24 protein-coding genes are annotated in these 23,055 nt (G+C 63.2%); 10 read left to right on the plus strand and 14 right to left on the minus strand.

The window, feature by feature from the left end; genetic code table 11:
- The first annotated feature begins 10 nt into the window (after positions 1 to 10).
- Together xseA and LB516_RS00205 are read left to right on the plus strand one after the other, a co-directional pair.
- A complete protein-coding gene (xseA, locus tag LB516_RS00200; RefSeq protein WP_224718698.1) occupies positions 11 to 1,642 on the plus strand; it encodes an exodeoxyribonuclease VII large subunit in 1,632 nt (543 codons plus the stop codon).
- 4 nt (positions 1,643 to 1,646) lie between these two features.
- The gene (locus tag LB516_RS00205; RefSeq protein WP_224718699.1) at positions 1,647 to 2,762 is read left to right on the plus strand and encodes a P1 family peptidase; all 1,116 of its coding nucleotides are present in this window, start codon (positions 1,647 to 1,649) and stop codon (positions 2,760 to 2,762) included.
- Between the two features lie 64 nt (positions 2,763 to 2,826).
- Here the strand turns inward: LB516_RS00205 and LB516_RS00210 are convergent, their stop codons facing one another.
- From LB516_RS00210 to LB516_RS00225, 4 genes are all read right to left on the minus strand, one after another.
- Complete coding sequence (locus LB516_RS00210) at positions 2,827 to 3,078, minus strand: DUF768 domain-containing protein (RefSeq protein WP_015316487.1); 252 nt, start codon at positions 3,076 to 3,078, stop codon at positions 2,827 to 2,829.
- Between the two features lie 400 nt (positions 3,079 to 3,478).
- A complete protein-coding gene (locus LB516_RS00215) occupies positions 3,479 to 4,168 on the minus strand; it encodes an SDR family NAD(P)-dependent oxidoreductase (RefSeq protein WP_140660860.1) in 690 nt (229 codons plus the stop codon).
- 284 nt (positions 4,169 to 4,452) lie between these two features.
- Positions 4,453 to 5,472 (minus strand): isopenicillin N synthase family dioxygenase, encoded by a 1,020-nt coding sequence (locus LB516_RS00220; RefSeq protein ID WP_224683119.1) that lies wholly within the window; start codon positions 5,470 to 5,472, stop codon positions 4,453 to 4,455.
- 253 nt (positions 5,473 to 5,725) lie between these two features.
- Positions 5,726 to 6,766 (minus strand): ornithine cyclodeaminase, encoded by a 1,041-nt coding sequence (locus LB516_RS00225; RefSeq protein WP_224718700.1) that lies wholly within the window; start codon positions 6,764 to 6,766, stop codon positions 5,726 to 5,728.
- Positions 6,767 to 6,924: 158 nt separating this feature from the next.
- Between LB516_RS00225 and LB516_RS00230 the strand changes: the two genes are divergently transcribed.
- From LB516_RS00230 to LB516_RS00245, 4 genes are read left to right on the plus strand one after another with little or no spacing between them, the layout of a single operon-like run.
- Positions 6,925 to 7,863 carry a MurR/RpiR family transcriptional regulator gene (locus LB516_RS00230; RefSeq protein WP_140715566.1) on the plus strand — a complete coding sequence of 313 codons (939 nt, stop codon included), beginning with the start codon at positions 6,925 to 6,927 and terminating at the stop codon, positions 7,861 to 7,863.
- Positions 7,860 to 8,507, plus strand: coding sequence for a cysteine hydrolase family protein (locus tag LB516_RS00235; RefSeq protein ID WP_015316481.1), 648 nt, complete (start codon positions 7,860 to 7,862; stop codon positions 8,505 to 8,507). Before LB516_RS00230 ends, LB516_RS00235 begins: the two co-directional genes overlap by 4 nt.
- Positions 8,504 to 9,826 carry a glutamine synthetase family protein gene (locus LB516_RS00240; RefSeq protein ID WP_224718701.1) on the plus strand — a complete coding sequence of 441 codons (1,323 nt, stop codon included), beginning with the start codon at positions 8,504 to 8,506 and terminating at the stop codon, positions 9,824 to 9,826. The genes LB516_RS00235 and LB516_RS00240 overlap by 4 nt, the downstream gene beginning before the upstream one ends.
- Positions 9,826 to 10,623, plus strand: coding sequence for an N-formylglutamate amidohydrolase (locus LB516_RS00245; RefSeq protein WP_015316479.1), 798 nt, complete (start codon positions 9,826 to 9,828; stop codon positions 10,621 to 10,623). Before LB516_RS00240 ends, LB516_RS00245 begins: the two co-directional genes overlap by 1 nt.
- Positions 10,624 to 10,785: 162 nt before the next feature.
- Here the strand turns inward: LB516_RS00245 and LB516_RS00250 are convergent, their stop codons facing one another.
- Positions 10,786 to 12,132 (minus strand): NAD(P)/FAD-dependent oxidoreductase, encoded by a 1,347-nt coding sequence (locus LB516_RS00250; protein ID WP_015316478.1) that lies wholly within the window; start codon positions 12,130 to 12,132, stop codon positions 10,786 to 10,788.
- Positions 12,133 to 12,451: 319 nt separating this feature from the next.
- Positions 12,452 to 13,636, minus strand: a complete 1,185-nt coding sequence (gene uxuA, locus LB516_RS00255) for a mannonate dehydratase (protein WP_140660852.1) — start codon at positions 13,634 to 13,636, stop codon at positions 12,452 to 12,454.
- 98 nt (positions 13,637 to 13,734) lie between these two features.
- Here uxuA and LB516_RS00260 point away from each other — a divergent pair, with 98 nt between their 5' ends.
- On the plus strand, positions 13,735 to 14,520 hold the full coding sequence (locus LB516_RS00260; protein WP_140614593.1) for an SDR family NAD(P)-dependent oxidoreductase: 786 nt from the start codon (positions 13,735 to 13,737) through the stop codon (positions 14,518 to 14,520).
- Positions 14,521 to 14,643: 123 nt separating this feature from the next.
- On the plus strand, positions 14,644 to 15,537 hold the full coding sequence (locus tag LB516_RS00265) for a DUF1236 domain-containing protein (RefSeq protein WP_015316475.1): 894 nt from the start codon (positions 14,644 to 14,646) through the stop codon (positions 15,535 to 15,537).
- A 160-nt stretch (positions 15,538 to 15,697) separates the two neighbouring features.
- Here LB516_RS00265 and LB516_RS00270 read toward each other — a convergent pair whose 3' ends face one another.
- Positions 15,698 to 16,309: an alpha-ketoglutarate-dependent dioxygenase AlkB gene (locus LB516_RS00270; protein WP_015316474.1), complete on the minus strand. Its 612-nt coding sequence runs from the start codon at positions 16,307 to 16,309 to the stop codon at positions 15,698 to 15,700.
- Positions 16,310 to 16,476: 167 nt separating this feature from the next.
- Between LB516_RS00270 and LB516_RS00275 the strand changes: the two genes are divergently transcribed.
- Both LB516_RS00275 and LB516_RS00280 read left to right on the plus strand, forming a co-directional pair.
- Positions 16,477 to 16,914 (plus strand): GFA family protein, encoded by a 438-nt coding sequence (locus LB516_RS00275; protein ID WP_224718702.1) that lies wholly within the window; start codon positions 16,477 to 16,479, stop codon positions 16,912 to 16,914.
- A 70-nt stretch (positions 16,915 to 16,984) separates the two neighbouring features.
- Complete coding sequence (locus LB516_RS00280) at positions 16,985 to 17,185, plus strand: KTSC domain-containing protein (RefSeq protein ID WP_140725660.1); 201 nt, start codon at positions 16,985 to 16,987, stop codon at positions 17,183 to 17,185.
- A gap of 11 nt (positions 17,186 to 17,196) precedes the next feature.
- Here the strand turns inward: LB516_RS00280 and LB516_RS00285 are convergent, their stop codons facing one another.
- From LB516_RS00285 to cyoC, 7 genes are all read right to left on the minus strand, one after another.
- Positions 17,197 to 18,459, minus strand: coding sequence for a DUF763 domain-containing protein (locus tag LB516_RS00285; protein ID WP_015316471.1), 1,263 nt, complete (start codon positions 18,457 to 18,459; stop codon positions 17,197 to 17,199).
- A gap of 78 nt (positions 18,460 to 18,537) precedes the next feature.
- Positions 18,538 to 19,146, minus strand: coding sequence for a cysteine hydrolase family protein (locus tag LB516_RS00290; protein ID WP_015316470.1), 609 nt, complete (start codon positions 19,144 to 19,146; stop codon positions 18,538 to 18,540).
- 229 nt (positions 19,147 to 19,375) lie between these two features.
- Positions 19,376 to 19,912 (minus strand): response regulator transcription factor, encoded by a 537-nt coding sequence (locus LB516_RS00295; protein ID WP_224718703.1) that lies wholly within the window; start codon positions 19,910 to 19,912, stop codon positions 19,376 to 19,378.
- Positions 19,902 to 21,254, minus strand: coding sequence for an ATP-binding protein (locus tag LB516_RS00300; RefSeq protein ID WP_140793971.1), 1,353 nt, complete (start codon positions 21,252 to 21,254; stop codon positions 19,902 to 19,904). Before LB516_RS00300 ends, LB516_RS00295 begins: the two co-directional genes overlap by 11 nt.
- Positions 21,251 to 22,057, minus strand: coding sequence for an SURF1 family protein (locus tag LB516_RS00305; protein ID WP_224718704.1), 807 nt, complete (start codon positions 22,055 to 22,057; stop codon positions 21,251 to 21,253). The genes LB516_RS00300 and LB516_RS00305 overlap by 4 nt, the downstream gene beginning before the upstream one ends.
- Positions 22,054 to 22,431 (minus strand): cytochrome o ubiquinol oxidase subunit IV, encoded by a 378-nt coding sequence (gene cyoD, locus LB516_RS00310; RefSeq protein ID WP_224718705.1) that lies wholly within the window; start codon positions 22,429 to 22,431, stop codon positions 22,054 to 22,056. The genes LB516_RS00305 and cyoD overlap by 4 nt, the downstream gene beginning before the upstream one ends.
- A complete protein-coding gene (gene cyoC, locus LB516_RS00315; protein WP_140660844.1) occupies positions 22,428 to 23,054 on the minus strand; it encodes a cytochrome o ubiquinol oxidase subunit III in 627 nt (208 codons plus the stop codon). Before cyoC ends, cyoD begins: the two co-directional genes overlap by 4 nt.
- Position 23,055 lies beyond the last annotated feature (1 nt).

Consider the following 23,055-nt stretch of genomic DNA (forward strand, 5'->3'; position numbering starts at 1 on the left):
CAATCGACCGATGAGCGAAGCAGCATCCGAATCACGCACCAACGCCACCGAATACACGGTGAGCGAAATATCAGGCGCGCTGAAGCGCACGGTCGAGGACGTCTTCGGCAATGTGCGGGTGCGCGGCGAAATCTCAGGTTATCGTGGGCCGCATTCCTCCGGCCATGCTTATTTCGCGCTCAAGGACGACCGTGCGCGGCTCGACGCCGTGGTCTGGAAAGGCACGATGAGCCGGCTGAAATTTCGTCCCGAGGAAGGGATGGAGGTGATCGCCACCGGCAAGCTCACCACCTATCCCGGCAAGTCCAATTACCAGATCGTCATCGACAATCTCGAGCCGGCCGGCGCCGGGGCGCTGATGGCGCTGCTGGAGGAACGCAAACGCCGGCTGCAGGCGGAGGGCCTTTTCGATGCGGTGCGCAAACGCCGGCTGCCGTTCATGCCACGCGTCATCGGCGTGGTCACCTCGCCGACCGGCTCGGTCATCCGCGACATCATCCATCGCATCAAGGACCGCTTTCCACTGCATGTGCTGGTCTGGCCCGTGCGGGTTCAAGGCGACACGGCGAGTGCGGAAGTGACCAGTGCCGTCACCGGTTTCAACGCGCTGGCATGGGACAGCCCCATTCAGCGCCCCGATCTGCTGATCGTGGCGCGCGGCGGCGGCAGCCTGGAAGATCTGTGGGGCTTCAACGACGAGGCACTCGCCCGCGCGGTCGCCGCCTCGGGCATTCCGGTGATTTCGGCTGTCGGCCACGAAACCGACTGGACGCTGATCGACCTTGTCGCGGATGTGCGGGCGCCGACACCGACGGGCGCGGCCGAAATCGCCGTGCCGGTGAAGGCTGACCTCGAAGCGACGCTGGCCAGCCTCGGCGCGCGGCTCAAGGCCGCCGTCTTGCGCAATTTCGAGCGCAAGCGGCAGGCAGCCCGTGCGGCGGCGCGTGCGATGCCCTCGCCCGATCAATTGCTGGCGCTGCCGCGCCGGCGCCTGGACGAGGCGACATCGAGGCTCGGTCGTGGCCTGATGGTTTCCACCGAGCGCAAGCGGGCGCGATTCTTCGCTGTAAAATTGACGCCGGCAATGCTGTCGCAGCGGATTGCCGAAGCGCGGCGCACCAACGACCGTAGCCTTTTGCGGGCGCAAGGGGCGCTGCGCACTCTGGCCAGAAGCCGGCGCGCGGAGCTCAATCGTGCCGCGGATCAGTTGCCGAAATGCGCCAAGGCATCGCTGCAGCGGCACAGGCAGCAATTGGCTTTGCTGCAGGGTCGCATCACGATCGAGCCGACAGCCCGGCGCCAACGTGTGCAGAGGGATCTTCTGACGGCTTTGACGAGACGCGGCGGCCAGGCGATGCTGCTCAGGCTGGAGCGGTTGCGCGGCCGCATCGTCCAGGCCGACCGGCTGATGGCGACGCTTTCGCACAAGGCCGTCCTGGCGCGCGGCTTCGCGCTGGTGAAGGATGCCGACGGCGCGGTTATCAAGCAGGCCGCCGACGTGGTGTCGGGGATGGCGCTGTCGCTGGAGTTCGCCGATGGCACGGCGGATGCGGTGGCAACCAGTGGCGCGGCGCGGCCAAAGCCCGTGGCCAGACCGGCGGCAAAGGCAAAGGAACCCGGCAATCAGGGATCCTTGTTCTAAGAGCATGATCGACAATCCGCACCATCTGGCAACGCCGTCCGCCAAGCCGCGCGCGCGAAGCTTCGCTATCGGCTTCGACGGAACGCCCGGGCCGTTCAACGCGATCACCGACGTGCCCGGCGTCGCTGTAGGCTATGCGACGCTGATATCGGGCGATGGTCCGCTTATCGTCGGCAAGGGGCCGGTGCGCACCGGCGTGACCGCAATCCTGCCGAGGCCGCGCCCCGAATTGGCCACCCCGGTCTTCGCCGGCATTTTCAGCCAGAACGGCAATGGCGAGATGACCGGCTCGCACATCATCGAGGAAACCGGCGCCTTCAACTTCCCGATCACCATCACCAACACGCATTCCTGCGGTGTTTCGCGTGACGGCACGCTGCGCTGGATGAACCGGGTGCTGCCGGCCGCGATCGACAGCGCCTGGGGGCTGCCGGTGGCGGCGGAGACTTATGACGGATTTCTCAACGACATCAACGGCCACCATCTAACGTCGGAGCACGTCGCCGAAGCCCTTGACGGCGCCGCCGGCGGACCGGTCGAGGAAGGCAGCGTCGGCGGCGGCACCGGCATGATCACCTTCGGCTTCAAGGCAGGGTCCGGCACGGCCTCGCGCATCGTCGCATGGCAAGGGCGCACCTACACGGTCGGCGCCTTCGTGCAGTCGAATTTCGGCAAGCGGCATAATTTCACCATTCGCGGCCTGCGCGCCGAGCCCGAACTCACCGAACCGGCGATCCGCGAAGCCACGCGCGCGGAAAAGGGCTCAATCATCGCCGTCATCGCGACCGACGCGCCTTTCCTGCCGCATCAGATGAAGCGATTGGCGCGCCGTGTGCCGCTCGGCGTCGCCTTGACGGGCGGCTTCGGCTATCACAGTTCGGGCGATATCTTCCTCGCCTTCTCGACGGCCAATCCCGCCGCGGCGCTGGGGCTGTCCGGCCGCATCGCCAGCGCCGATTTCATCCCCGATACAGACATCGACCCGTTCTTCGATGCGGTGATCCAGACGGTGGAGGAATCCATCCTCAACGCTCTTATCGCCAATGACGACATGACCGGGCGCGACGGCAATTTCGTGCCGGCGCTGCCAAAGGCCTGGCTGGAAGAAAAGTTTGGCTGAGAGGAATGGCTGAGACGAAAACGCGGGCCGAAGCCCGCGCGTTTCGAACAGGTTTGACCCGCAGTTATTCCGCGGCTTTGCTTGAGGCCTGCTGGTTTTCGTCGGCCTCGGCCGCTTCCTCGAGCCGGGAAGCGATCAATTCCTGGATGTCGCCGACTTCCTCCTGGATGTCCTCCAGCGGTATGCCGACCTCGGCCGCCTTGGCGGCGCATTCGCGGGCCAACGTCTCGGCCTGCTTCTCGATCCTGGCGTGGGACTGGCAATGGACCTTTTCGCCGATCCATCCCCGCAAGAACTCGATCGCGTGTTCACTCATACTGCTGTTCCCTGGCGGCAAAGCCGGTTGGTAATCATAAGCGTCGGCATCCCGCGAAGGATGCATGTTCCCATTCGAGCCGAGTCGCGGCCAACCGGCAAGCCGAAGCCGTCCAGGGTCCACAGAGCCGAAGGAAATCGAGGGGTGAAGAACATTTTCTGATTCTGAAGGACTGTACCGTTGGCGGGGTCTTCCCGCTCCGAGCAATTGCTTCTACCTTTTACGGCTTCCAGTCCGTTTCTTAATCTCACTGGCTGTCGCTACAGCCGCCTATGACGTTGCGCTTCAAGGCGTGAGCCCGCGAAGCCGCCGCTATATAGTGACATCCACATCCGATGTCGACTCTCCTCAAGGCCCGTGCAGACGAGCCATGCAAAAGTCGCATGGATCGCTGATCCAGTCAGAAATTTTCGACCCACGGCCTGAGTTCCATTTCCCAGGTCCAGGCGCTGCGGTGCTGGCGGTGGATGGCGAGATAGGCCTCTGCGATCGCATCCGGAGACAGCCGGCGATCCTGCGGCCCAGGCTCCTGTCCGGAAGCGGCCGAAGCAATGGCGCCGTCGATGATGAAATGCGCAACGTGGATGTTTTTGGGCGCCAGTTCACGGGCCATGGATTGCGCCAGCCCGCGCAATCCGAATTTGGGCATCGCAAAGCCGGCGGAGCCGGCGAACCCCTTCACACTTGCTGTCGCTCCGGTGAAGAGGATCGACCCCGCCCCTTGAGCGATCAGCCGGCGGGCCGCTTGCTGAGCTACCAGGAACCCGCCATAGGCCCCGACCAGCAAAGCCTGTCGGACAGCCTCGGGATCGAGTTCGGCTATTGGACCGCGAGCGCGGCCACCGGCGTTGAAAATCACGAGGGAAAGCGGGCCAGCCTTGTCCGCGATATCGAACAGATGCTCGACCGATGCCGGATCCGAGACATCCGTCGCCACGGCTTGCGCGCCGGTTTGCGCTTGCAATGCATCGAGCTTCTCGATGTTTCGGGCGGCCAGGACGACATGGAACCCTTCCCTGGCGAGAAGACGCGCGAGCGAGGCGCTCAATCCGGAGCCCGCTCCGGCAATCACGGCGACGTCGGATGTCATGAGACCCTCTCCTCTTCCAGTGATCGCAATGGCCGGCGCGTGTTGAACTCTGCCGGATCGGCGCCGCACCGGCAACACGCAGGGCGAAAAGAAAAATGGCCGGGCGCCAAACGGCCCGGCCAAAAAAGAAGGTCATAACCTTCAGAGGGGAACACCGCTCGGTGAAATGGGAGGAAAACACCGAACGTTTTTTCCTTTTTGAGCCGATTCCCCGACGAATACGACGAATGATTTTCTAAGAATCGGTCGGGATGGCAAAAATCCCGTTCTTTCTCGTCCAAGACTCAGCCGGCCCGGCTTTCCGGCTCGAGCAGATCCACATAGTGGCGCCGAGCGACGTCGGGATGCGAGCGCAGCCGGCTTTTCAGCACATTGGTTCCGACATCGCGAAACAGCGGATTGTCCGGATCGCTGGCCGGCCCGCGCGCCTGCGCCGCCAGATCCTCGGAAAGGCTAAGCAGCGGTATCGTCGCATCGAGCCTGGCGCTGAAGAAGAACGGCACCGAAATGCGTTCAATGCCGGCCGCCGGCGTCACGACACGATGCACGGTCGCCCGCAAATAGCCGTTTGAGGCCAGTTCGAGCAATTCGCCGATGTTGACGACGAGCGTACCGGGAATGGGGTCCACATCCACCCAGCTTCCGTCATAGTCGACCTGCAGCCCCTTATTGTCATCCTGAAGCAACAGCGTCAGGAAACCGCCATCCTTGTGCGCGCCGACACCCTGGTCATCGCCGGTCGCCTCTCGGCCGGGATAGCGCACGATTTTCATGCGGTGGTTTGGCTGCTCGCGGTAGATCGGGTCGAAAGCGTCCTCGGCTTGATCGAGCGACAGCGCGAAGGCTTTCAACAGCCTGATGGCCACTGCTGTTGCCTTGGCCTGCCATGCCAGCAGGGCGGGTTTGAGTTCCGGCAACGCAGCGGGCCACTGGTTCGGCCCCTGCAGCCGCGTCCAGGCGGGAATTCCTGGCCCTTGCGCTATGGGCTGACGCTCGACGCCGATGTCGAGCTGTTCGCGCCAATCGGCCTTGCCCTTGGTCAGCTCGCCGCCGGCGCGGGTATAGCCACGGAACTGCGGGGATTTCACCATTTCGATCGCGAGCTTGTCGGCCTCGGCCAAGGCAAAGAAGCGGCGCGACGCGGTGAGCACTTCACTGATTTCCGCCCACGAAATGCCATGTCCGGCCAGGTAGAAAAAGCCGATGTCGCGCGACGCGGAACGCAGATCCGCCAGAAATGTCCGGCGTTCCGACGCGCCTTGTTCAAAGCGGCTCAAGTCGAGCACGGGTACTATTCTGGGCATATCAGGCTCCTTTCCCGGCTTTGTGCGGATGTTACCGTCCGCAAACCAGGACTGTTGGACAGGCGTGCACTTTTCGGCGGTCACACCCGCCGGCAATGCCTGCAAGTGTCATCGACTCCAGATTGCCAAGAAAGAAACGATCGGCCCTTCGAGACCGCCGCGATGAACAATTTTTGCGCGCGCGCCGGCAAGCTGACAATGACCGCGATCATTCGCGCAGATACGGACCGCCAGCAGGCGCGCGACCTCCACGCTATTGGGCTGCCCTGAGCAGCATGCCGAACAGGTCGCGTGGCTCGTCGGGGTCGGCGAGCATATCGAGCTCCTGGTACAGGCCGGTCGACCTCAGTTGATCCCTGACATAGCGCAACGCCGAAAAGTCCTCGATAGCGAAACCCACCGAATCGAACAGCGTGATCTGGCCGGCGTCGCGCCGGCCCTCAACGGCGCCGGTGACCACCTGCCACAGCTCAGTCACCCGATGATCCGGCGCGAGCTGCTGGATCTCGCCTTCGATGCGGGTCTGCGGCGGGTATTCGACGAAAATGTCGGAGCGCAGCAGGATGTCGCGGTGCAGTTCGGTCTTGCCGGGGCAGTCGCCGCCAACGGCGTTGATATGTACGCCCGAGCCGATCATGTTGTCGGTCAGGATGGTGGCGTACTGCTTGTCGGCGGTGACGGTGGTGATGATGTCCGCACCCTCAACCGCTTCCTGCGCGCTCGTGCAGGCCGTCATGTCGAAGCCGAGGCCGGCGAGATTGCGAATGCATTTCTGTGTTGCCGAACGGTCGATATCGTAAAGCCGCAGCCTGTCGACGCCGAGCAGTGCCTTGAAGGCCAGCGCCTGGAACTCAGCCTGGGCGCCGTTGCCTGTCAGCGCCATGCAGCGGGACTCGGCCGGCGCCAAGTGCTTCGCGGCAAGGGCCGACATGGCCGCCGTGCGTAGTGCGGTCAGAATGGTCATCTCGGACAGCAACACGGGATAGCCGTTGTGGACGTCGGCCAGCATGCCGAAGGCAGTCACGGTCTGGCGGCCCTCGCGCATGTTCTTGGGATGACCATTGACATATTTGAAACCATAGACCTCGCCGTCGCTGGTCGGCATCAACTCGATAACGCCCTCGGCGCTGTGCGAAGCGACGCGCGGGGTCTTGTCGAACAGCTCCCAGCGGCGGAAGTCGTCCTCGATATAGCCGGCGAGCTCAACCAGGAACCGCTCGACGCCGATCCTGAGCACGAGCTTCATCATATTGTCGACGCTGACGAACGGCACGATGTTGAGATTGGGTATCATTTGTTCCTTGCCGGTACACCAGTCAGCCCTGGCGATGCGGGTTGTAAACCTTCATCATCGTCGGCAGTCTCGGAAAGTATGTCAATACCTCTTCATTATTGACCATAATTAAAATATCTGAAATAGACTCGACACAGCATATATTTCAGGGGAGGCCTATGGCGATACGCGATGTTCTGATGCGCGGGGATCTGGCGCTGACGCCGTCGGAAGAGAAGATCGTCAGGCTGCTGCTGACGGACTATCCGACCTCGGGCCTCGGTACCGCATCGTCGCTTGCGCGACGCGCCGGCGTCAGCGATCCCACCGTTGTCCGGCTGGTCGTCAAGCTCGGCTATGAAGGGTTCCCGGACTTTCAGGCAAAGCTGCTCGCCGAGGTCGAGGCCAGGCTGCATTCGCCGCTGTTGATGATGGAGACCAAGCGGCAAAGCGGTTCCAGCGACAGCGCGGTGCTTGCCTATCTCGATTCCGTTACCACGGCCCTGCAGAAAGCCACCGCGGCGACACCGGTCCAGACCTACGAGCGTGCCGCCCGCCTTTTGATGGAGGCCAAGGGCGAAATCTTGCTGGTCGGCGGCCGGTTCAGCCGCCACATCGCCGGGATGCTGGCTGGATATCTCGTGCAGTTCCGCACCGGGGTCCGCGATCTCGGCGTGCTCTCTCCGCAGTCGTTCGACACGCTGGCCGACCTCGGTCGTCGCGACGTGCTCGTCGTCTTCGACTATCGCCGCTACCAGTTCGACGTGATGGCCTATGCGCGCCAAGCCGCCGCGCTCGATGTACGCATTCTTCTGTTCACCGACCAATGGCTGTCGCCGATATCGGACCTTGCCGAAGTCACGATCGTCAGCCCGCTCGAAGTCGCCTCGCCCTATGACACGCTGGCGCCGGCGATCGCACAGATGGAGGCGCTGACGGCCCAGATCGTTTCGACGCTGGGCGACGACGCTCGGGCTCGCATCGAGAGGATCGAGAAAGTGCGGCACGCCAATGCGGTGACGCTCGACAGCGATGCGGAAGGGAGCGGCATGCGCAAGACATCAGGACCGCGCAAGATACCTGGACCCAAAGCAGCAAAGCAGGACGAGAAGGCATGACCCAAGCCCTACCCAAGCGAGACGAAGCTTTTCGTACCGGCGAGACAGCGCTGCTGCTGGTCGACATGCAACGCATCTGGTTGGAGCCGGGTGCCGATCCTTCGCATCCAGAACGCGGACCCGATCATTATTTCTACCGGCAGACATGCTCGCAGACGATCCCCAACCAGGAGCGCCTGCTGGCGGCGGCGAGGGCCAATGGCGTCGAAGTGCTGCACACCATCATCCAGAGCCTGACCGAAGACGGCCGCGACCGCTCGCTCGACCACAAGCTGACACCGATCCATGTTGCGCCCAGCCTCCCCGAAGGCCTGCCAGTGCCATCGCTGGGGCCGGTCGGCGACGAGATCATGCTGCCGAAAACCTCGTCGGGCATCTTCAACTCGACCAATGTCGACTACCTGCTGAAAAACCTTGGCATCCGCTATCTCGTCGTGGTCGGCGTGCTGACCGACCAGTGCGTCGACATGACAGTGCGCGACGGCGCCGACCGCGGCTATCTCGTCACCTGCGTATCGGATGCCTGCGCCACCATTACCCAGGAGCGCCACGACATCGCGCTGAAGGCCTTTGGCGGCTATTGCTGGGTCACGGACACCGACACCGTCGTCGACCGCTTCAACGCTCTGGGAAAAAAGGCATGACATCTGCCGTCGAGCCTCTCGTCGCCGTCGTCACCACGGATCTCTCCGCCATTACGCGGGGCCGCTTCGTGGTCGAAAGCAGATTGCAAAAGACCGCCGCGACAGGGATCGGCTGGCTGCAGGCCAATCTGTCAATGACGCCGTTCAATTCGATAGTCGATCCCAATCCCTGGGGTTCGTCCGGTGACCTTCGGCTGATCCCGGATCTCAAGGCGCGCTTCCGCACCGAGCGGACGGGATCGGCGACGCCCTTCGACATGGTGGCCGGCGACATCGTCGAGCTCGATGGCAGCCCGTGGCTTGGCTGCACGCGGACCATGCTCCGGGATGCGCTGGCGGAATTGAAGGCGGCCACCGGCCTTTCCGTCATCGCCGCCTTCGAGCACGAATTCCACGTTGCCGGCGGCAGCTTCGCGCCGGCACATTCGATGTCCTTTGCCGCCCTGCGCCGCACCGACCCGTTCGCCCCCAATCTGATGGCGGCACTCGAAGAGGCAGGTGTCGGCCCCGAAGTGGTCATCGCCGAATTCGGCAGTGAGCAATTCGAAGTGACGCACGAGCCGGCCGATACGCTCACGGCAGCAGATCGCGCCGTCGCCATCCGCGAAATCACGCGCGAAGTGGCACGCAATGCCGGCTGGCGCGCGAGCTTCGCGCCCAAGGTCGCCCCGGATGCCGTCGGCAACGGCGTGCACATCCATTTCAGCTTCGTCGACGAAGCCGGAAAGCCGGCAACTTACGATCCGGCGCGTCCCGGAGGCCTGTCCGCCAAGGCTGGCGCCTTCTGCGCCGGCGTGCTGCGCCATCTGCCTGCGATGACCGCCATGACGGCGTCGAGCGTGTCGTCCTTCTATCGCCTTAAGCCGCACAGCTGGAGTTCGTCCTACACCTGGCTCGCCGATCGCGACCGCGAGGCGTCGCTCCGCATCTGTCCGACGGTGACGATCGGCGGACGCGACCCGGCACGGCAGTATAATGTCGAGTACCGGGCGGCCGACGCCACCGGCAATCCCTATCTGTCGCTGGCGGCGATCATCCGCGCCGGGCTGGAGGGGCTGAAGGCGGACTTGCCATCACCGCCGCTGGTCACTGGCGACCCGACGCTGATGAGCGAGACGGAACGGGCGGAACTCGGTCTGGTGCGGCTTCCCGAGACCTTGCCGGCGGCACTGGATGCGCTCCTGGCCGACAAGACCGTTACGGGATGGTTCGCCCCGATCTTCATCGAGACCTTCGTCGGGTTGAAGCAGCATGAAGCCGAGCGCCTGGCAGGCCTTGATCCGGCTGCCATCTGCGATCTCTACCGGACGCTTTATTGATGACTGCGCAGGCCGAAAAAAGCTCGCGCCCCCAAGAAGATTGGCCCGAAGCCGTCGAGGTGCTCAACGAGCATGGCCGTTGCGAGATCGTGCTGCTGTGCGAGCATGCGTCCAACCATATGCCGGCGGAGTACCGCCGGCTCGGGCTCGATGCCAGTCATCTGCAGCGCCACATCGCATGGGACATCGGCGCCGCGGAGGTGACGCGCCTGTTATCGGCACGGCTTGATGCAGCGGCCTTTCTCAGCGGCTATTCCCGACTGCTGATCGATCTCAACCGGCCACTGGGCAGCCTGGGCAGCATTCCGGTGCTGTCGGAAGACACTGACATTCCCGGCAATGCCGGCGTCGACGGAGCGGAACGAGACCGGCGCGCGGAAATCATGTTTTCGCCGTTCCATGAGCGGGTGGCCGCGCACCTCGATCGCCGTGTGGCCGAGGGCCGGCCGACGCGGATCGTGACGATCCATTCCTTCACACCGGTGTTCCTGGGTGTCGCCAGGCCTTGGCATGCGGGTGTGCTGCATGGTCATGCAGCCGATCTCGCAGCGGCGATCCTTTCGGGCCTGCGCACCGACGCCGCACTCAACGTCGCGGCCAACGTACCCTATGTGATCAGCCGCGATGCCGACTACGCCGTACCCATCCATGGCGATGATCGCGGCATCCCCGCCGTCCTTGTCGAGATCAGGCAGGACTTGTTGTCGACACGGTCGGGCATCAAGGAATGGGCGGACCGGCTGGCGGCGGCGCTGCCGGCGCACGAGACGGAGGCATCTCAGCCGGTGCGGAGGTGACGCCGCGACCACGGCGCAGGTCGGCAAGCCGCGCTTCTCGCCATCAGCGCGGCGCTCGCGTGAGCGGGGAACGGTCCGGTCCAAATGGACAACCTCTCGAAAGCTTACAATCAGGTCGCCCGACCTGACCTGCCGCCCCAACCGGCGTCAGGGCAATTTCGCCTAAAGCGATGGTCCCATCCGGATAGGGCTGCCGTCGCTGAACCGGGATTGACGGAACCTGTGAAGGTTGTGCCCAGTCTCGTTGCCCTGGATCAAGTCGGACAGGACGCGGCCCATGCCAGGCCCTATGCCGAAGCCATGGCCGCTCATCCCGGTGGCGATGACGAGGCCATCGACCGTCACGGCGCGATCGACCACAGGCACGACATCCGGCATCGCATCTATCATGCCGGCCCAGCTTGCCCTGAGCGGCACCGCCTCGAATTGCGGAAAAAGCGCCTTGAACCCATGATCGATGGCGCGAAGGGCCCTGGGTTCCGGGGCAGGATTGAGAACGCGCATGCGTTCGAACGGGCTTTCCTTGTCGGCATCCCATTTGCGCGGGGTGGACCAGCTGTCCGGATATGCACGCGGCGCCGCCGGCAGGTAGCGCGTGCCGAAAGGATTTGCCTTCAGGGCAGGCAGGTATTTCGGTGCGTGACGCAATGCATCCGGCCCGACATAGAGCAGGTGGCTGCCTCCCGCCGCGAGCGTGTACCCGCCGTCCTTTCTACGCCGGAAGGCGATGCGTTCGTCCGCGGCAGCGCCGGCATGGATTTCTGGCATAGGCGCGGTCGCCGCGACGGTCGTGCGGACACTGAGCTGCGGGATCGAGACGCCATGCGCGCGCAGGAACAGCGACGTCCAGGCGCCGCTGGCGACAAGCACGTTCGAGGTGGCGATGCGGCCTCGTTCGGTCCAGACACCGCTGATGCGCCCTGCTGAGATGTCGAGCATGCGTGCCGCACAGTTCTCGATGATTGTGACACCCTGGCGAGCGGCCAGGCGGGCAAGCGCCGGCACGGCGACCCAGGGCTCGGCACGCATGTCCGACGGCGTGGTCATGGCGCCCTTGAAGGGGCGTGACATGGCCGGGATCAGCTTGGCGGTCTCGCCCTGGTCGAGGAGGCGCGTGTCGACGCCATGGGCCTCGGCGATCTTCAGGAACTTGGCGAAACCGGCCATCTCCTTGTCGGTCCGCGCAAGATAGGTCACGCCCGTCTGCGTCAAGCCTATGTCCTCGCCGCACTCCTCGGCCAGTTGGCGCCAGAGACGCTGCGCTTCGATGACGATGGGCAATTCGTCCGCGTCGCGGCCCTGCTGGCGAATCCAGCCCCAATTGCGCGAGGACTGCTCCGCGGCGATGCGTCCCTTCTCCAGCAAGGTCACAGGTATGTTGCGACGGGCCAGGAACAAGGCCGCGGTCACGCCGATGATGCCACCGCCGACAATGACCACATCCGACGTCTTCGGCAGCGGCGCCTGGAACTGGATCGGACTGGCTTCGGTGAAAGGGAAGATCGTCAAAGGACTGTCCTTTTCTCATAAGCGTGCCCCGCGCCGATGGCTGGTCCCAGTGGCGCGAAAGTCGCCCGCTTTCATCGGACACTGGCCAAGCATGAAGTGCGCCGACGAGCACTACACGACCGGCCTCGAAAATTTGCGTGCCAGCTCGATGAAATTGTTGACCACCCGTCGAGGCCACTTCTCGTCGCAGGGCAGCCCCGGCTTCATCGACAATCGGGTGGCTAGGGCACGCGGATGCCGGACGAAGCGAAGCGCTCGCTCAGACCTGTCGCGACATTCCGGCGGAAGATCGCAAACGTTAGCTTGCCGCCCGATGGCTTCAGGCCAGCCCGAACCGCTCCACCGCACGCATGATGCCGCGCAGCTCCGCGAGGCCTTTCAGCCGGCCGATGAGCGAATAGCCGGGGTTGATCTTCTTCTTGCCGATGTCGTCGGCAAGCAGATGGCCATGATCGGGCCGCATCGGAATTTGCCAGTCGGCTCGGCCTTCTCCGCGACGGCGCTTCTCTTCCTGCATCAAAGCGAGGATGACATGCGCCATGTCCGTGCCGCCCTCGAGATGCTCGGCCTCGTAGAACGAACCGTCCTCCTCGATGGTGATGTTGCGCAGATGGACGAAATGGATGCGGTCGGCGAATTCCTTGACCATGGCGACAATGTCGTTGTCGGCGCGCGTACCGTAGGAGCCGGTGCAGAAGGTCAAACCATTGGCCGGGCTGCCGACCGTCTCGAGGATGAAACGCGCATCCTCGGCCGTCGAAACGACGCGCGGCAGGCCATAAAGCGAGAAGGGCGGATCGTCGGGGTGGATGCACATACGCACACCCGCCTCTTCGGCCGCCGGGATGATCTCGCGCAGGAACCAGGCAAGATTGTCGCGCAGTTCCTTAGGCCCAATCGCGTCGTATTCCGCCAGCGCCTCGCGGAAACTGTCCCTGTTATAGCTACGCTCCGTAGCCGGCAGGCCGGCGATCAGATTGCGCTCGATCTGGCCGATCTGCTCCGGTGTCAGCGCCTTCAGGCGCTCCTCGGCCTGGGCAATACGTGACGGCGTATAGCTTGCCGCGCCGTTCTTGCGCTGCAAGACAAAGAGATCATAGGCAGCGAAGTCGATGGCGTCGAAGCGCAAGGCATAACCGGTCGTCGGCAGCCGGTAGGCCAGGTCGGTGCGAGTCCAGTCGACCACAGGCATGAAATTATAGCAGATCGTCTGGATTCCGGCCTTCGCGAGCGCGCGGATGCTGTCGCGATAATAGCCGGCATAGCGCTCGCGCTCCGGCGCGCCGATCTTGAAGGAATTGTGAACCGGAATGCTCTCGACGACCGACCAGGTCAACCCAGCCGCCTCGATGATGCGCTTGCGTTCGAGCACATCGGCCTCAGGCCAGGCCCTGCCATCATAGATATGGTGAAGCGCTGAAACCACGCCGGTGGCGCCAGCCTGTTTGACATGTTCAAGCGTCACCGGATCATCGGGACCGTACCAACGCCAACACTGTTCCATTGCCACTTCCTTTCTGCGAGAGACCGGCAACCTATTGTTTGACCACGATGAGTGTCAAACTAAGAGCCGGTTTCGATAGCAATGAAGGAGCTTCCGCAATGAAGGATTTTGACGGCAAGGTGGCATTGGTGACAGGAACGACCGGTATCGGCCTGGCAGCCGCCAAACGCCTGGCGGCTGGGGGCGCCGCGATCGTCGCCTGCGGGATCGACAGCGCGGCCAACGCCGCCATGCAGGAAAGCCTCGCCAAGTCCGGAGCCGATGCGCTGGTGCAAACGGTTGACGTCTCCGTTTCCGAGCAGGTTCGCGACGCGGTCGTGGCCGGCGTGGCGAAATTCGGCGGCATAGACGTCATCGTCAATTCGGCGGCGGTGCATCCCTACGGAACGGCGACGACAACCGACTGGGAAACGTGGAACCGCGCTATGACGGTCAATGTCGGCTCGATCTATCTGACCGCCCATTTCGGCATCCCGGAAATGATCAAGCGTGGCGGCGGCGCCATCGTCAACGTCGCTTCGGTGCAGGGCTTCGCCTGTCAGCAGAACGTTGCCGCCTATGCCACGACCAAGGGCGCCATTCATACGCTGACGCGTTCGCTGGCACTCGACTATGCCGCGTCCGGCATAAGGGTCAATTCGGTCAGCCCGGGCTCGATCCGCACACCGATCCTCGAAAAGGCCGCGCGTGGCGACGGCGGCAGCGATGCCGACGTGGAAGAGGCCTACAGGCGCTTCGGCGCGGCCCATCCGCTCGGCCGCATCGGGGAACCGGAGGAAGTGGCGGAACTCATCGCTTTCCTGTGCTCGTCGAAGGCCGGCTTCTGCACAGGCGCCGACTACAAGATAGATGGCGGCCTCACCGCCGGCATCGGCGTGAAGTAAGACCGTGAAGATCGATCTCGAGACCCAATCGGGAGTGGTGCATTAACGCAGCCAGTTCGGAACAATCTTTTTTGGCCGAAGTTTTACCCCTTGAAGGGACGAACTCTCCGAAGGAGATTTCCTATGAAACATGTTCTCATTACCAGCATGCTGGCGATCGGGCTAGGCTGCGGGACGGCGATGGCTCAGACGCAGCAGCCCGCCGATAGCCAATCAGGAGCGGACACAAATTGCGCTTCCGGCACGACCAACTGCCAGAAGGGCTCGAAGATGAAGGAGCAGGCACAGGGCACCAAGTCCCAGACTGATCAGCAGGTTCAGGACAAGACCAAGGCCAAGACAGAGGAGCAGGCCCAGGGCAAGGCCGGCACCACCACGGACCAGCAGGCCCAGGGCAAGACGAAGATCCAGACGGACCAGCAGGCGCAGGGCAAGGCTGGCACCAAGACCGACCAGCAGGCCCAGGACAAAACCAAGGTCCAGACCGACCAGCAGGCACAGGGTAAGTCTGGCACCAAGACCGACCAGCAGGCCCAGGACAAAACCAAGGTCCAGACCGACCAGCAGGCACAGGGTAAGGCCGGCACCACAACGGATCAGCAGGCTCAGGACAAGACAAAGGTCCAGACCGATCAGCAGGCACAGGGCAAGGCCGGCACCACCACCGATCAGCAGGCTCAGGACAAGACAAAGGTCCAGACCGATCAGCAGGCCCAAGGCAAGGCCTCCACGCAGGACAAGACCTCGACCGCTTCCATCAACAATGTGACGGTTGAACAGAAGACCCAGATCACTCATGTGATCAGGGAAACCAAGGTCGAGCCGGTCACGAACGTCGACTTCGACGTCTCCGTCGGCATCGAAGTTCCGCGGCACAAGGTCAGGCTGCATCGCTTGCCGGCTCGCATCGTGAAGATCGTTCCGGCCTACGAGGCGTACGAGTATTTCGTTCTCGCCGACGGCCGGATCGTGATCGTCGATCCGGATACATACAAAATCGTGCTGGTGCTGACCTAGGGCAATTCCAGGGAAAAGTGCGTAGCGGTTTTCCGTTCGGAATTGCGTAAAAACAAAGAGTTAGAGCACAGGATCGTTCAACCCGCCCCGCTGCACGCGGGTCGGGTTGAGCACTATGGCGAGATGATGCGGAACTTCCCGTGCAAACCTCTGCGCATGCTCAGGGATTGCGAGGCCGCAATGTCCTCAAGGTAATCGAGTAGCGGTGCTCGGCAAGCGGCGGGATGCTGTGCTCCCATTGCGACCGCGACGGCCCCGTCATGAGATAGGCCGATCTCGGCTCGACAGTGATGGTCCGACGCTCCCATTTAGACCCATTCTTGCGCCGAAGGCGAAAATCGCAGGGCGCCAGCAGCGAAACGCCCGCGACATCCTCGAAATGCGGCTTGTCGCGGTGCCAGCCGATACCGGCGCCGGGCCGGTACTCGTTGATCAAGACCTGCGCGAAGGTTTCGGCCGGCCGGCGCGCAAAAGCCGCGACCTTTTCGCGCAAGGGCAGCAGAAAATCAGGTATCGGCGGTGCCTCGACCACCTCGCGCCGGTCATAATCGTAGCGAAGGCCAAAACCGACGACACGCCGGTTTGCCAGATGGCCATGGAAGTCGAAGGCCTTGAAGGGCAGTGCCTCTAGATGATGGACGAGTTCGATTTCGTCCTGTGGCGTGATCAGTCCGGTCTGGTAGGCGAAACCCTCCGGCAGATCATCCTGAGCGGCACCGAAGAGATCGTGCTGGGCCACACGGCCGGCTGTTTTCGGTTTGAGCGGCGACATTTTGCCTAGATGGTGAAGGCCGGACCACAAGGCAATATGGGAACCGCGCTTGCCCGCCCTGGATACGTCCCAAAACCGGCGCAACGGAACCGCGGGAGGAGCGTGAAAGTTTAGCAACGGCGGTTCCGTCGGGGGCCGCCGGGCACGTTCTAGCCTTGGAGTGCCGGATGCCGCGCGTTGAAACCGGGGCCTGCTTTTGCGGGGCGATCGCCGCCACCATGGACGGTGAGCCTTTCTGGATATGCTACGATCACGATGACGATTGCCGACGGGCCATCGGCAGTCCACTCACCGTCTGGGTCGGGTATCGGCCGAGCCAATTCAATCTTTTGAGGGGGGCGCCAAAGGCCTTTTCCAAGACGCCGGGTGTTATCCGCACTTTCTGTCCCGACTGCGGGAGTGCGATAGGCTATAGCGACGAAGGGCTGCCGGACGAGCTTTATCTGACGATCGGATTCTTCGACAAACCCGAAGGGCTGCGGCCACAGGCCCATGCCTATTGGGATCTCAGGCTGCCTTGGGTCGACTTTGCCGACAAGCTGCCGCGCATCGATCGATATTCGAGGAAACGCGATGCGAAGTTCGGCAACCCAAGCGCCAGGTAGCAATGTCGGGTTGCGGCACGGAACCGCACCACGCCTGGCGGGTTATTTTGCTGAGCCGTCAGGTGCCAGCATGCCGTCGACCGTCATTCGAAACACGCAATACGATCCCGCGACCAGGATCCTCTCGGTCTGGTTCGTGCCGCACGGCAACCGCTATGACTATGAGAACGTCGCTCCGGCTACCTATGCGGCGTTCATGCGCGCTCCTTCGAAAGGCCGCTTCTTCAATAAATTCATCAAGGACCACCACAGGTACCGTCGCGTGGCGTGATGCCCGGCCCGTCACGCCTTCCTGTTCTCGTCGGCGCTCAACTCATCCGGCGCCGGTTCCCAACCAAAGACACTGCGGCCGCCAAGCAGATGCGACTGGTCGAATTCGCCGGCGACAATTTCCTTGAGGCTGGGACCCGTGACGTATCGCTCGACCTGCCGCGACTGATGGTCGAGCCGCCTCAGGGCGCCGATTTCCTCTTCGCGACCGAGCCTGGCCTTTTGCACGGCGGACTTCAGCACGCCGATCGTCTCGTCATAGACCTTGAGCGGTACAGGGAACGGATGCCTGTCCTTGCCGCCATGCGCCAGCGAAAAACGACCCGGGTCCGAAAATCGGCAAGGCGCGCCATGCACCACTTCGGCAACGAGAGCGAGTGCCCTCACCGTGCGGGCGCCTACGCCCGGAACCAGGAGAAGCTCGGCAAAATCGGCTGGACCTCGCTCGGCGGCGGCGGCCATGTTGCCATGAAGGCGATGCATCACGACGTCGCTTTCGCGGACGTCGTGATGAGCCGGCATGATCAAATGCGGCAGCAGGGGCTGCACCGGAGCCGGTGCCGTACCGGGCTCCAGCGCGGCGAACTCCCGAAGGATGCGGTCCGGCCCAAGATCCTGGAGGAGATCAAGCTGTCCCTGGCGCGAGGCTTCGGCGCGGCGGTCGGTCAGGTTGACGATCTCGCCCTGGTTGGCGCCTTCGATGGCAGCATGCGGCTGGTCGACAAAGCTCTTCAAACCTTCGGACAGCCAATGGTAGCGGCGCGCCACCTTGCTGTCGCCGTTCATGCCCTGCTGCACCACCACCCAGTCGCCGTCGTCGGTGACGATGAAGCCATGCAGATAGAGGTCGAACCCGTCCTGAACGGCGGCGCTGTCCACCTTGGCGACAAGCCGGCTGGCGGTCGCAAGGCGGGCTCCGTCGAAGCCGATGCGCTCACCAATGGCGGCAAGCTCGTGGGGGGTTTTGCGCGAATGCGCGCCACGGCCGCCGCAGACGTGGATGCCGAGTTCGCCCGACAGCGGCGTGAGGCCGCGTTTCAAGGCGCCGACGACGCTGGTGGTGATGCCGGACGAATGCCAATCCATGCCCATGACGGCGCCGAAGGACTGGAACCAGAACGGATGCGCCAGACGCCGCAGCAATTCGTTGCGGCCATAGTGATGGATGATCGCCTCGCACATGACGGCACCGAGACGCGTCATGCGGTCGCCCAGCCATTTCGGCACGCGTCCACCGTGAAGGGGAAGATCAGCACTGCCCGATCGTTGCGCCACGTTTGCCTGCTCCAATGTCCGCGATTGGGACAGATAAGCACTACAGACCCCGCAGGGAAGGCTGACGCTACACTGGCGTCAAGTCCAGTTCGAGAGAACCGTTTCCATCTCGACTGTCTCGACCTGCTGCGCGAAGCGCTGGTGATAGACGGTAAGCAGTGCGTCATGCGTTGCGTCGGAAGAGCTGCACAATGCGTCGGTGACGAGCACCACGCGATAGCCGAAATCGATGGCGCCGAGCACGGTGGCTAGGACGCATACATCGGTTTCGCCTCCCGTGACGACCAGCGTGTCGATCTCGCGTTCCATCAGAAAGGCCCTGAGGCGCCCTTCGAACCAGGGGGAATAGATGTGCTTGTCGATGACTGCCGCCGGCGGACAGTAAGCGGCGAGCGCCGGCAACAGTTCGATCATCTCCGGCCCGATATTGTCGATCGCCATCGAGGCCCAGCGCTCATAATAGCGCTTCCATGTACCAGCGCCTTGTCCCGGCCTTTGCGCAGGCAGGAAGCGCGTGAAAACCGTCTGTTCCGCACGCCTTTCGACCAACCTCTCAATTTGAGGCAAGACACGGGTTATCCAGGGTGTCGCCCAAGGCGACGGTTCGGCAAACAGCTTCTGCATATCCACACAGACATGCATGCACCGGTCGCCCAATGGGCCATAAGCCAAGCCTGGCATCGACATCAACGCATCTCCGACCGGCGGTGCGTTCTCATGACTTCCGGCACTGCCATCCGGATACGCAACGCCGCATGCGGGAACTCGTTCCTGAGCCGCCGGCAGGAACCGACGCGGGTGGCCGGCGTCTCCGCCGCGGTGAACGGAGGCGCTCGCATGAGACTGTCGGAGCTATGGGGCGGTCCTTTTCCAAGGCTGTGCCGAGAGCGGCACCGCGGCTCACCGGACCTTCCCGCTATCTCACCACACGCTTCTCGAGCTTGCGGGCCAGGGTGCGCCGATGCAGGCCAAGCCGGCGCGCCGTTTCGGAGATGTTGAAGCCGGTTTCGACCAGCGTTTCGTGGATGCGCTCCCACTCCAGGTTCTTGATCGAGGTGGGCCGGCTGGAAAGCGGTACGGAAACGTCACCATCGGCACGGCCGAAGGCGGCTTCGATGTCATCGGTGTTGGCGGGTTTGGCCAGGTAGTGGCTGGCGCCGAGCTTGATCGCCTCGACTGCCGTGGCGATGCTGGCAAACCCTGTCAGCACGACGATCCTGATCGACGCATCGCGGGCGCTGAGCAGCTTGACGCACTCCAGCCCGGAACCGCCGGCCCCAAGCTTGAGATCGACCACGGCATAAGCCGGAACGGATTTTTCGAGGGCGTCGAGCAAGGCTTCCCTGTCGTGGCAGACCATGACGTCGTAGTCGCGCTTTTCGAAGGAGCGCTTCAGCGTCTTGGCGAAGGTCGTGTCGTCCTCGACGATAAAGAGGGATCTATCAGGCCTCATGATCATCTCCGTCGGTCAACGCCGCGAGCGGCAGCGAAAGCGTAACACAGGCGCCCTGCTCCATGTTGCGCGCGGAAAAATCGCCTCCCAGTTTCCGGACCACATTCATGACAAGGAAAAGACCAAGACCGCCCCCTGGCCGTCCCTTGCTCGACATATAGGGCTGGCCAAGCGCTGCCAGAATAGTCTCGTCGAAACCCGGCCCGCGATCGCGCACGGCGATCACCAGCTTGTCGCCCTGCCGCTCGGCAGTGACGCCGACCCAAGCCTGCGACGCTTCCTGGGCGTTGTCGAATACGTTGAAGATGACCTGCTTCAGCGCCGTGTCGGACACGATCTGCTCGTCCGGGTCGAAATCGTTCGTGTATTCCAGCTTGAATGGCTGGCGACTGATGCGCCATTCCTCGACCAGATCGTCGAGGAAACCGCGAATGGTGGTGCGTATCGTTCCCTCGCCTCTGGCCTGGCCGGAAGACATCAGAATGCCGGACACGATGCGCTTGCAGCGCTCGATCTGCGCCCGCATTTCGGCCATGTCGGCCGCCAGTTCGCGGTTGCGTGCAAGGGTGCGCATCTGGCGCCAGTCGGACAGGATGACGGATATCGTGGCAAGCGGCGTACCCAGTTCGTGCGCGGCGCCGGAGGCCAGCAGGCCCATGCGCACGATGTGGTCCTCCTCGGCCGAGCGCTGGCGCAGGTCGGCGAGATAGGCATCACGTTCGCGCAGGTTGCGGTCGATGCGCGTCATGAAGATCACGATCAGGCCGGCGGCCAGCACGAAGCAGATGAACATGCCCCTGATATGCAGGGACAGGAGATCGCTGCCGCCATGATGCGGGATGGCGATCGGCTGGAAAAGGAAGATGAGGAAGACGAAGCAGGCCGACGCGGCTGCAACCAGGATCCAGGTAAACCTTGGGGTCAGCAGTGCCGCGCCGAGCGTGATCTGCAGAAGGTAGAGCGATACGAACGGATTGGACGCGCCGCCGCTCAGGTAAAGCTGCGTCGTCAGTGCCGCCATGTCGAAGATGAGCGCGACGAAGAGCTGGGTGTTGGTGATCGGCCTGATACCGCGCAGGACCAGCAGGCTGAAGATGTTGAGGCCAACCAGGAAAAGCACCACGCCGGCCATCTTCGCCAGCGGCAGCGGGATCTCGAACCAGTATTGCGTCGCCAGAATGGTGAGCACCTGACCCGCCACCGCCAGCCAACGCAGTTGTATGAGCAGGAACAGGTTCTTCCTGTTCGTTGCTTCGGGATTTGGTACCGCGCCATTGTTGGCGGCAAGGGACGCCGTCACCAGCGATTTGTCGCGGCGGAGCGCTTGCGTGGGAACGCTCATCTTGCTGGTCCTTGCCGCTGGGGGCGGCCGGTCATCGGCTTGGCCAGGGCGAGGGCAAGCATCGCAGCGAGCGTGAACCAGGTCAAAGCATAGATGAGGTGGCTGTTGCGGAAAGTCACGACGGTCAGCCCGCCGCGTGGCCAGCCGTCGATGCCGGATGCCTCAGCATCAACAAAATAGGGTGCGACTTCCGTCAGGCCGCGCGCGGTTGCGATGGCAGCGACATCCCGCGAATACCAGCGATTGCCCGTGGTGTCATTCTTGCGCAGGAAGCCACCGCCTGGCTCGCTCATGCGCAACAGTCCATCGATGATGACCGGCGCGGTTGAGCCGCCGCTCTCTTGTCCGAACTCGGCCTTGCGCTCCGGGGGAATGAAGCCGCGATTGACCAGCACGACGAAGCCACTGTCGGTTCGCATCGGCGTCAGCACCCAATAGCCGCCGCCAAGCTCCGTCACCGCCTGGACCAGCGTGTTGGCGCCGCCCAGGAAGCGTCCGGCCAATCGCACATGGCTGTATTCGTAGCGGGCCGCGGTGATGCCGTTCCAGCTCTCCGGGCTAGGCGCTTCGAAAACCGGGGCATGAATGCGTTGGTCGACACGGGCGATCAGGTCGAGCTTCCAGGCCCGCCTCTCCAACTGCCATATGCCGAGCCCGACAAACACCAGCACGCCGAGGAGCCCGAGCAGCACAAGGACAAGGCGCGATGCGGACGACCGGCCGGCGCCTTCTTGCGACGCGGGCCGCGGACCGATGCCCGTCGCCTCGGTGTCGGTTCTCCCAGAGCCCGCAACCGGGCTCATGGCATCTCGCGCATGTCGTGCAGCCCCGGCATCATGTTGGCGTTGAGATGATACATCACCCAGAGCGAGCCGGTCAGTACGATCACGACCAGGATCAGCGTGAAGATCAGCGCCAGCATCGACCATCCGCCTTCCGAGGTGGTGTTCATATGCAGGAAGAAGACCATGTGGACGACGATCTGCGCGACCGCGAAGGCCATGATGACGATGGCCATCGCCTGCTTGTCGTCGATGGCGCCGCTCATGACCAGCCAGAACGGGATGGCGGTCAGGATCACCGACAGGACGAAGCCGGTCAGATAGCTCCGGAACGATCCGTGTGCTGCTCCACCATGGGCGTGGCCGTGACCCTCGGCATGATCATGAGCGCTCATCGCAACATTCCCATCAAATAGACGAAGGTGAAGACGCCGATCCAGACGACGTCGAGGAAGTGCCAGAACATCGAGAGGCACATCAGCCGGCGGCGGTTCGCCTCGACGAGGCCAAATCTCGCGACCTGGGTCATCAGTGTCACCAGCCAGACGATGCCGAAGGTGACATGCAGGCCGTGCGTACCGACCAGGGTGAAGAAAGACGACAGGAAGGCGCTGCGCTGCGGTGTCGCGCCTTCATGGATCATGTGCGAGAATTCGTAGAGCTCGATCGACAGGAACGCCAGGCCGAACAGGCCGGTGACGGCGAGCCAGGCTTGCGTCGCCCCCACGCGACCCCTGTCCATGGTCAGCATGGCGAAGCCATAGGTGATCGAGGAGAAGAGCAGCATGGCGGTGTTGACCGCCACCAGATCGAGGTCGAACAGGTCCTTGGGTGCCGGCCCGGCCGCGTAGTTGCCGCCAAGCACGCCATAGGCGGCGAACAGCATCGCGAAGATCAGGCAGTCGCTCATGAGATAGAGCCAGAAACCGAGCATGGTGGAGCCGCCTTCGGCGTGCGCATGCTCCTCTTCCAGGTGAAACACCGGTTCGGTGCCGGCCGTGATTGCTGTCGATGCCATG

The organism is Mesorhizobium sp. CO1-1-7, from assembly GCF_020164885.1.
In the GTDB taxonomy this organism is placed as follows: domain Bacteria; phylum Pseudomonadota; class Alphaproteobacteria; order Rhizobiales; family Rhizobiaceae; genus Mesorhizobium; species Mesorhizobium australicum.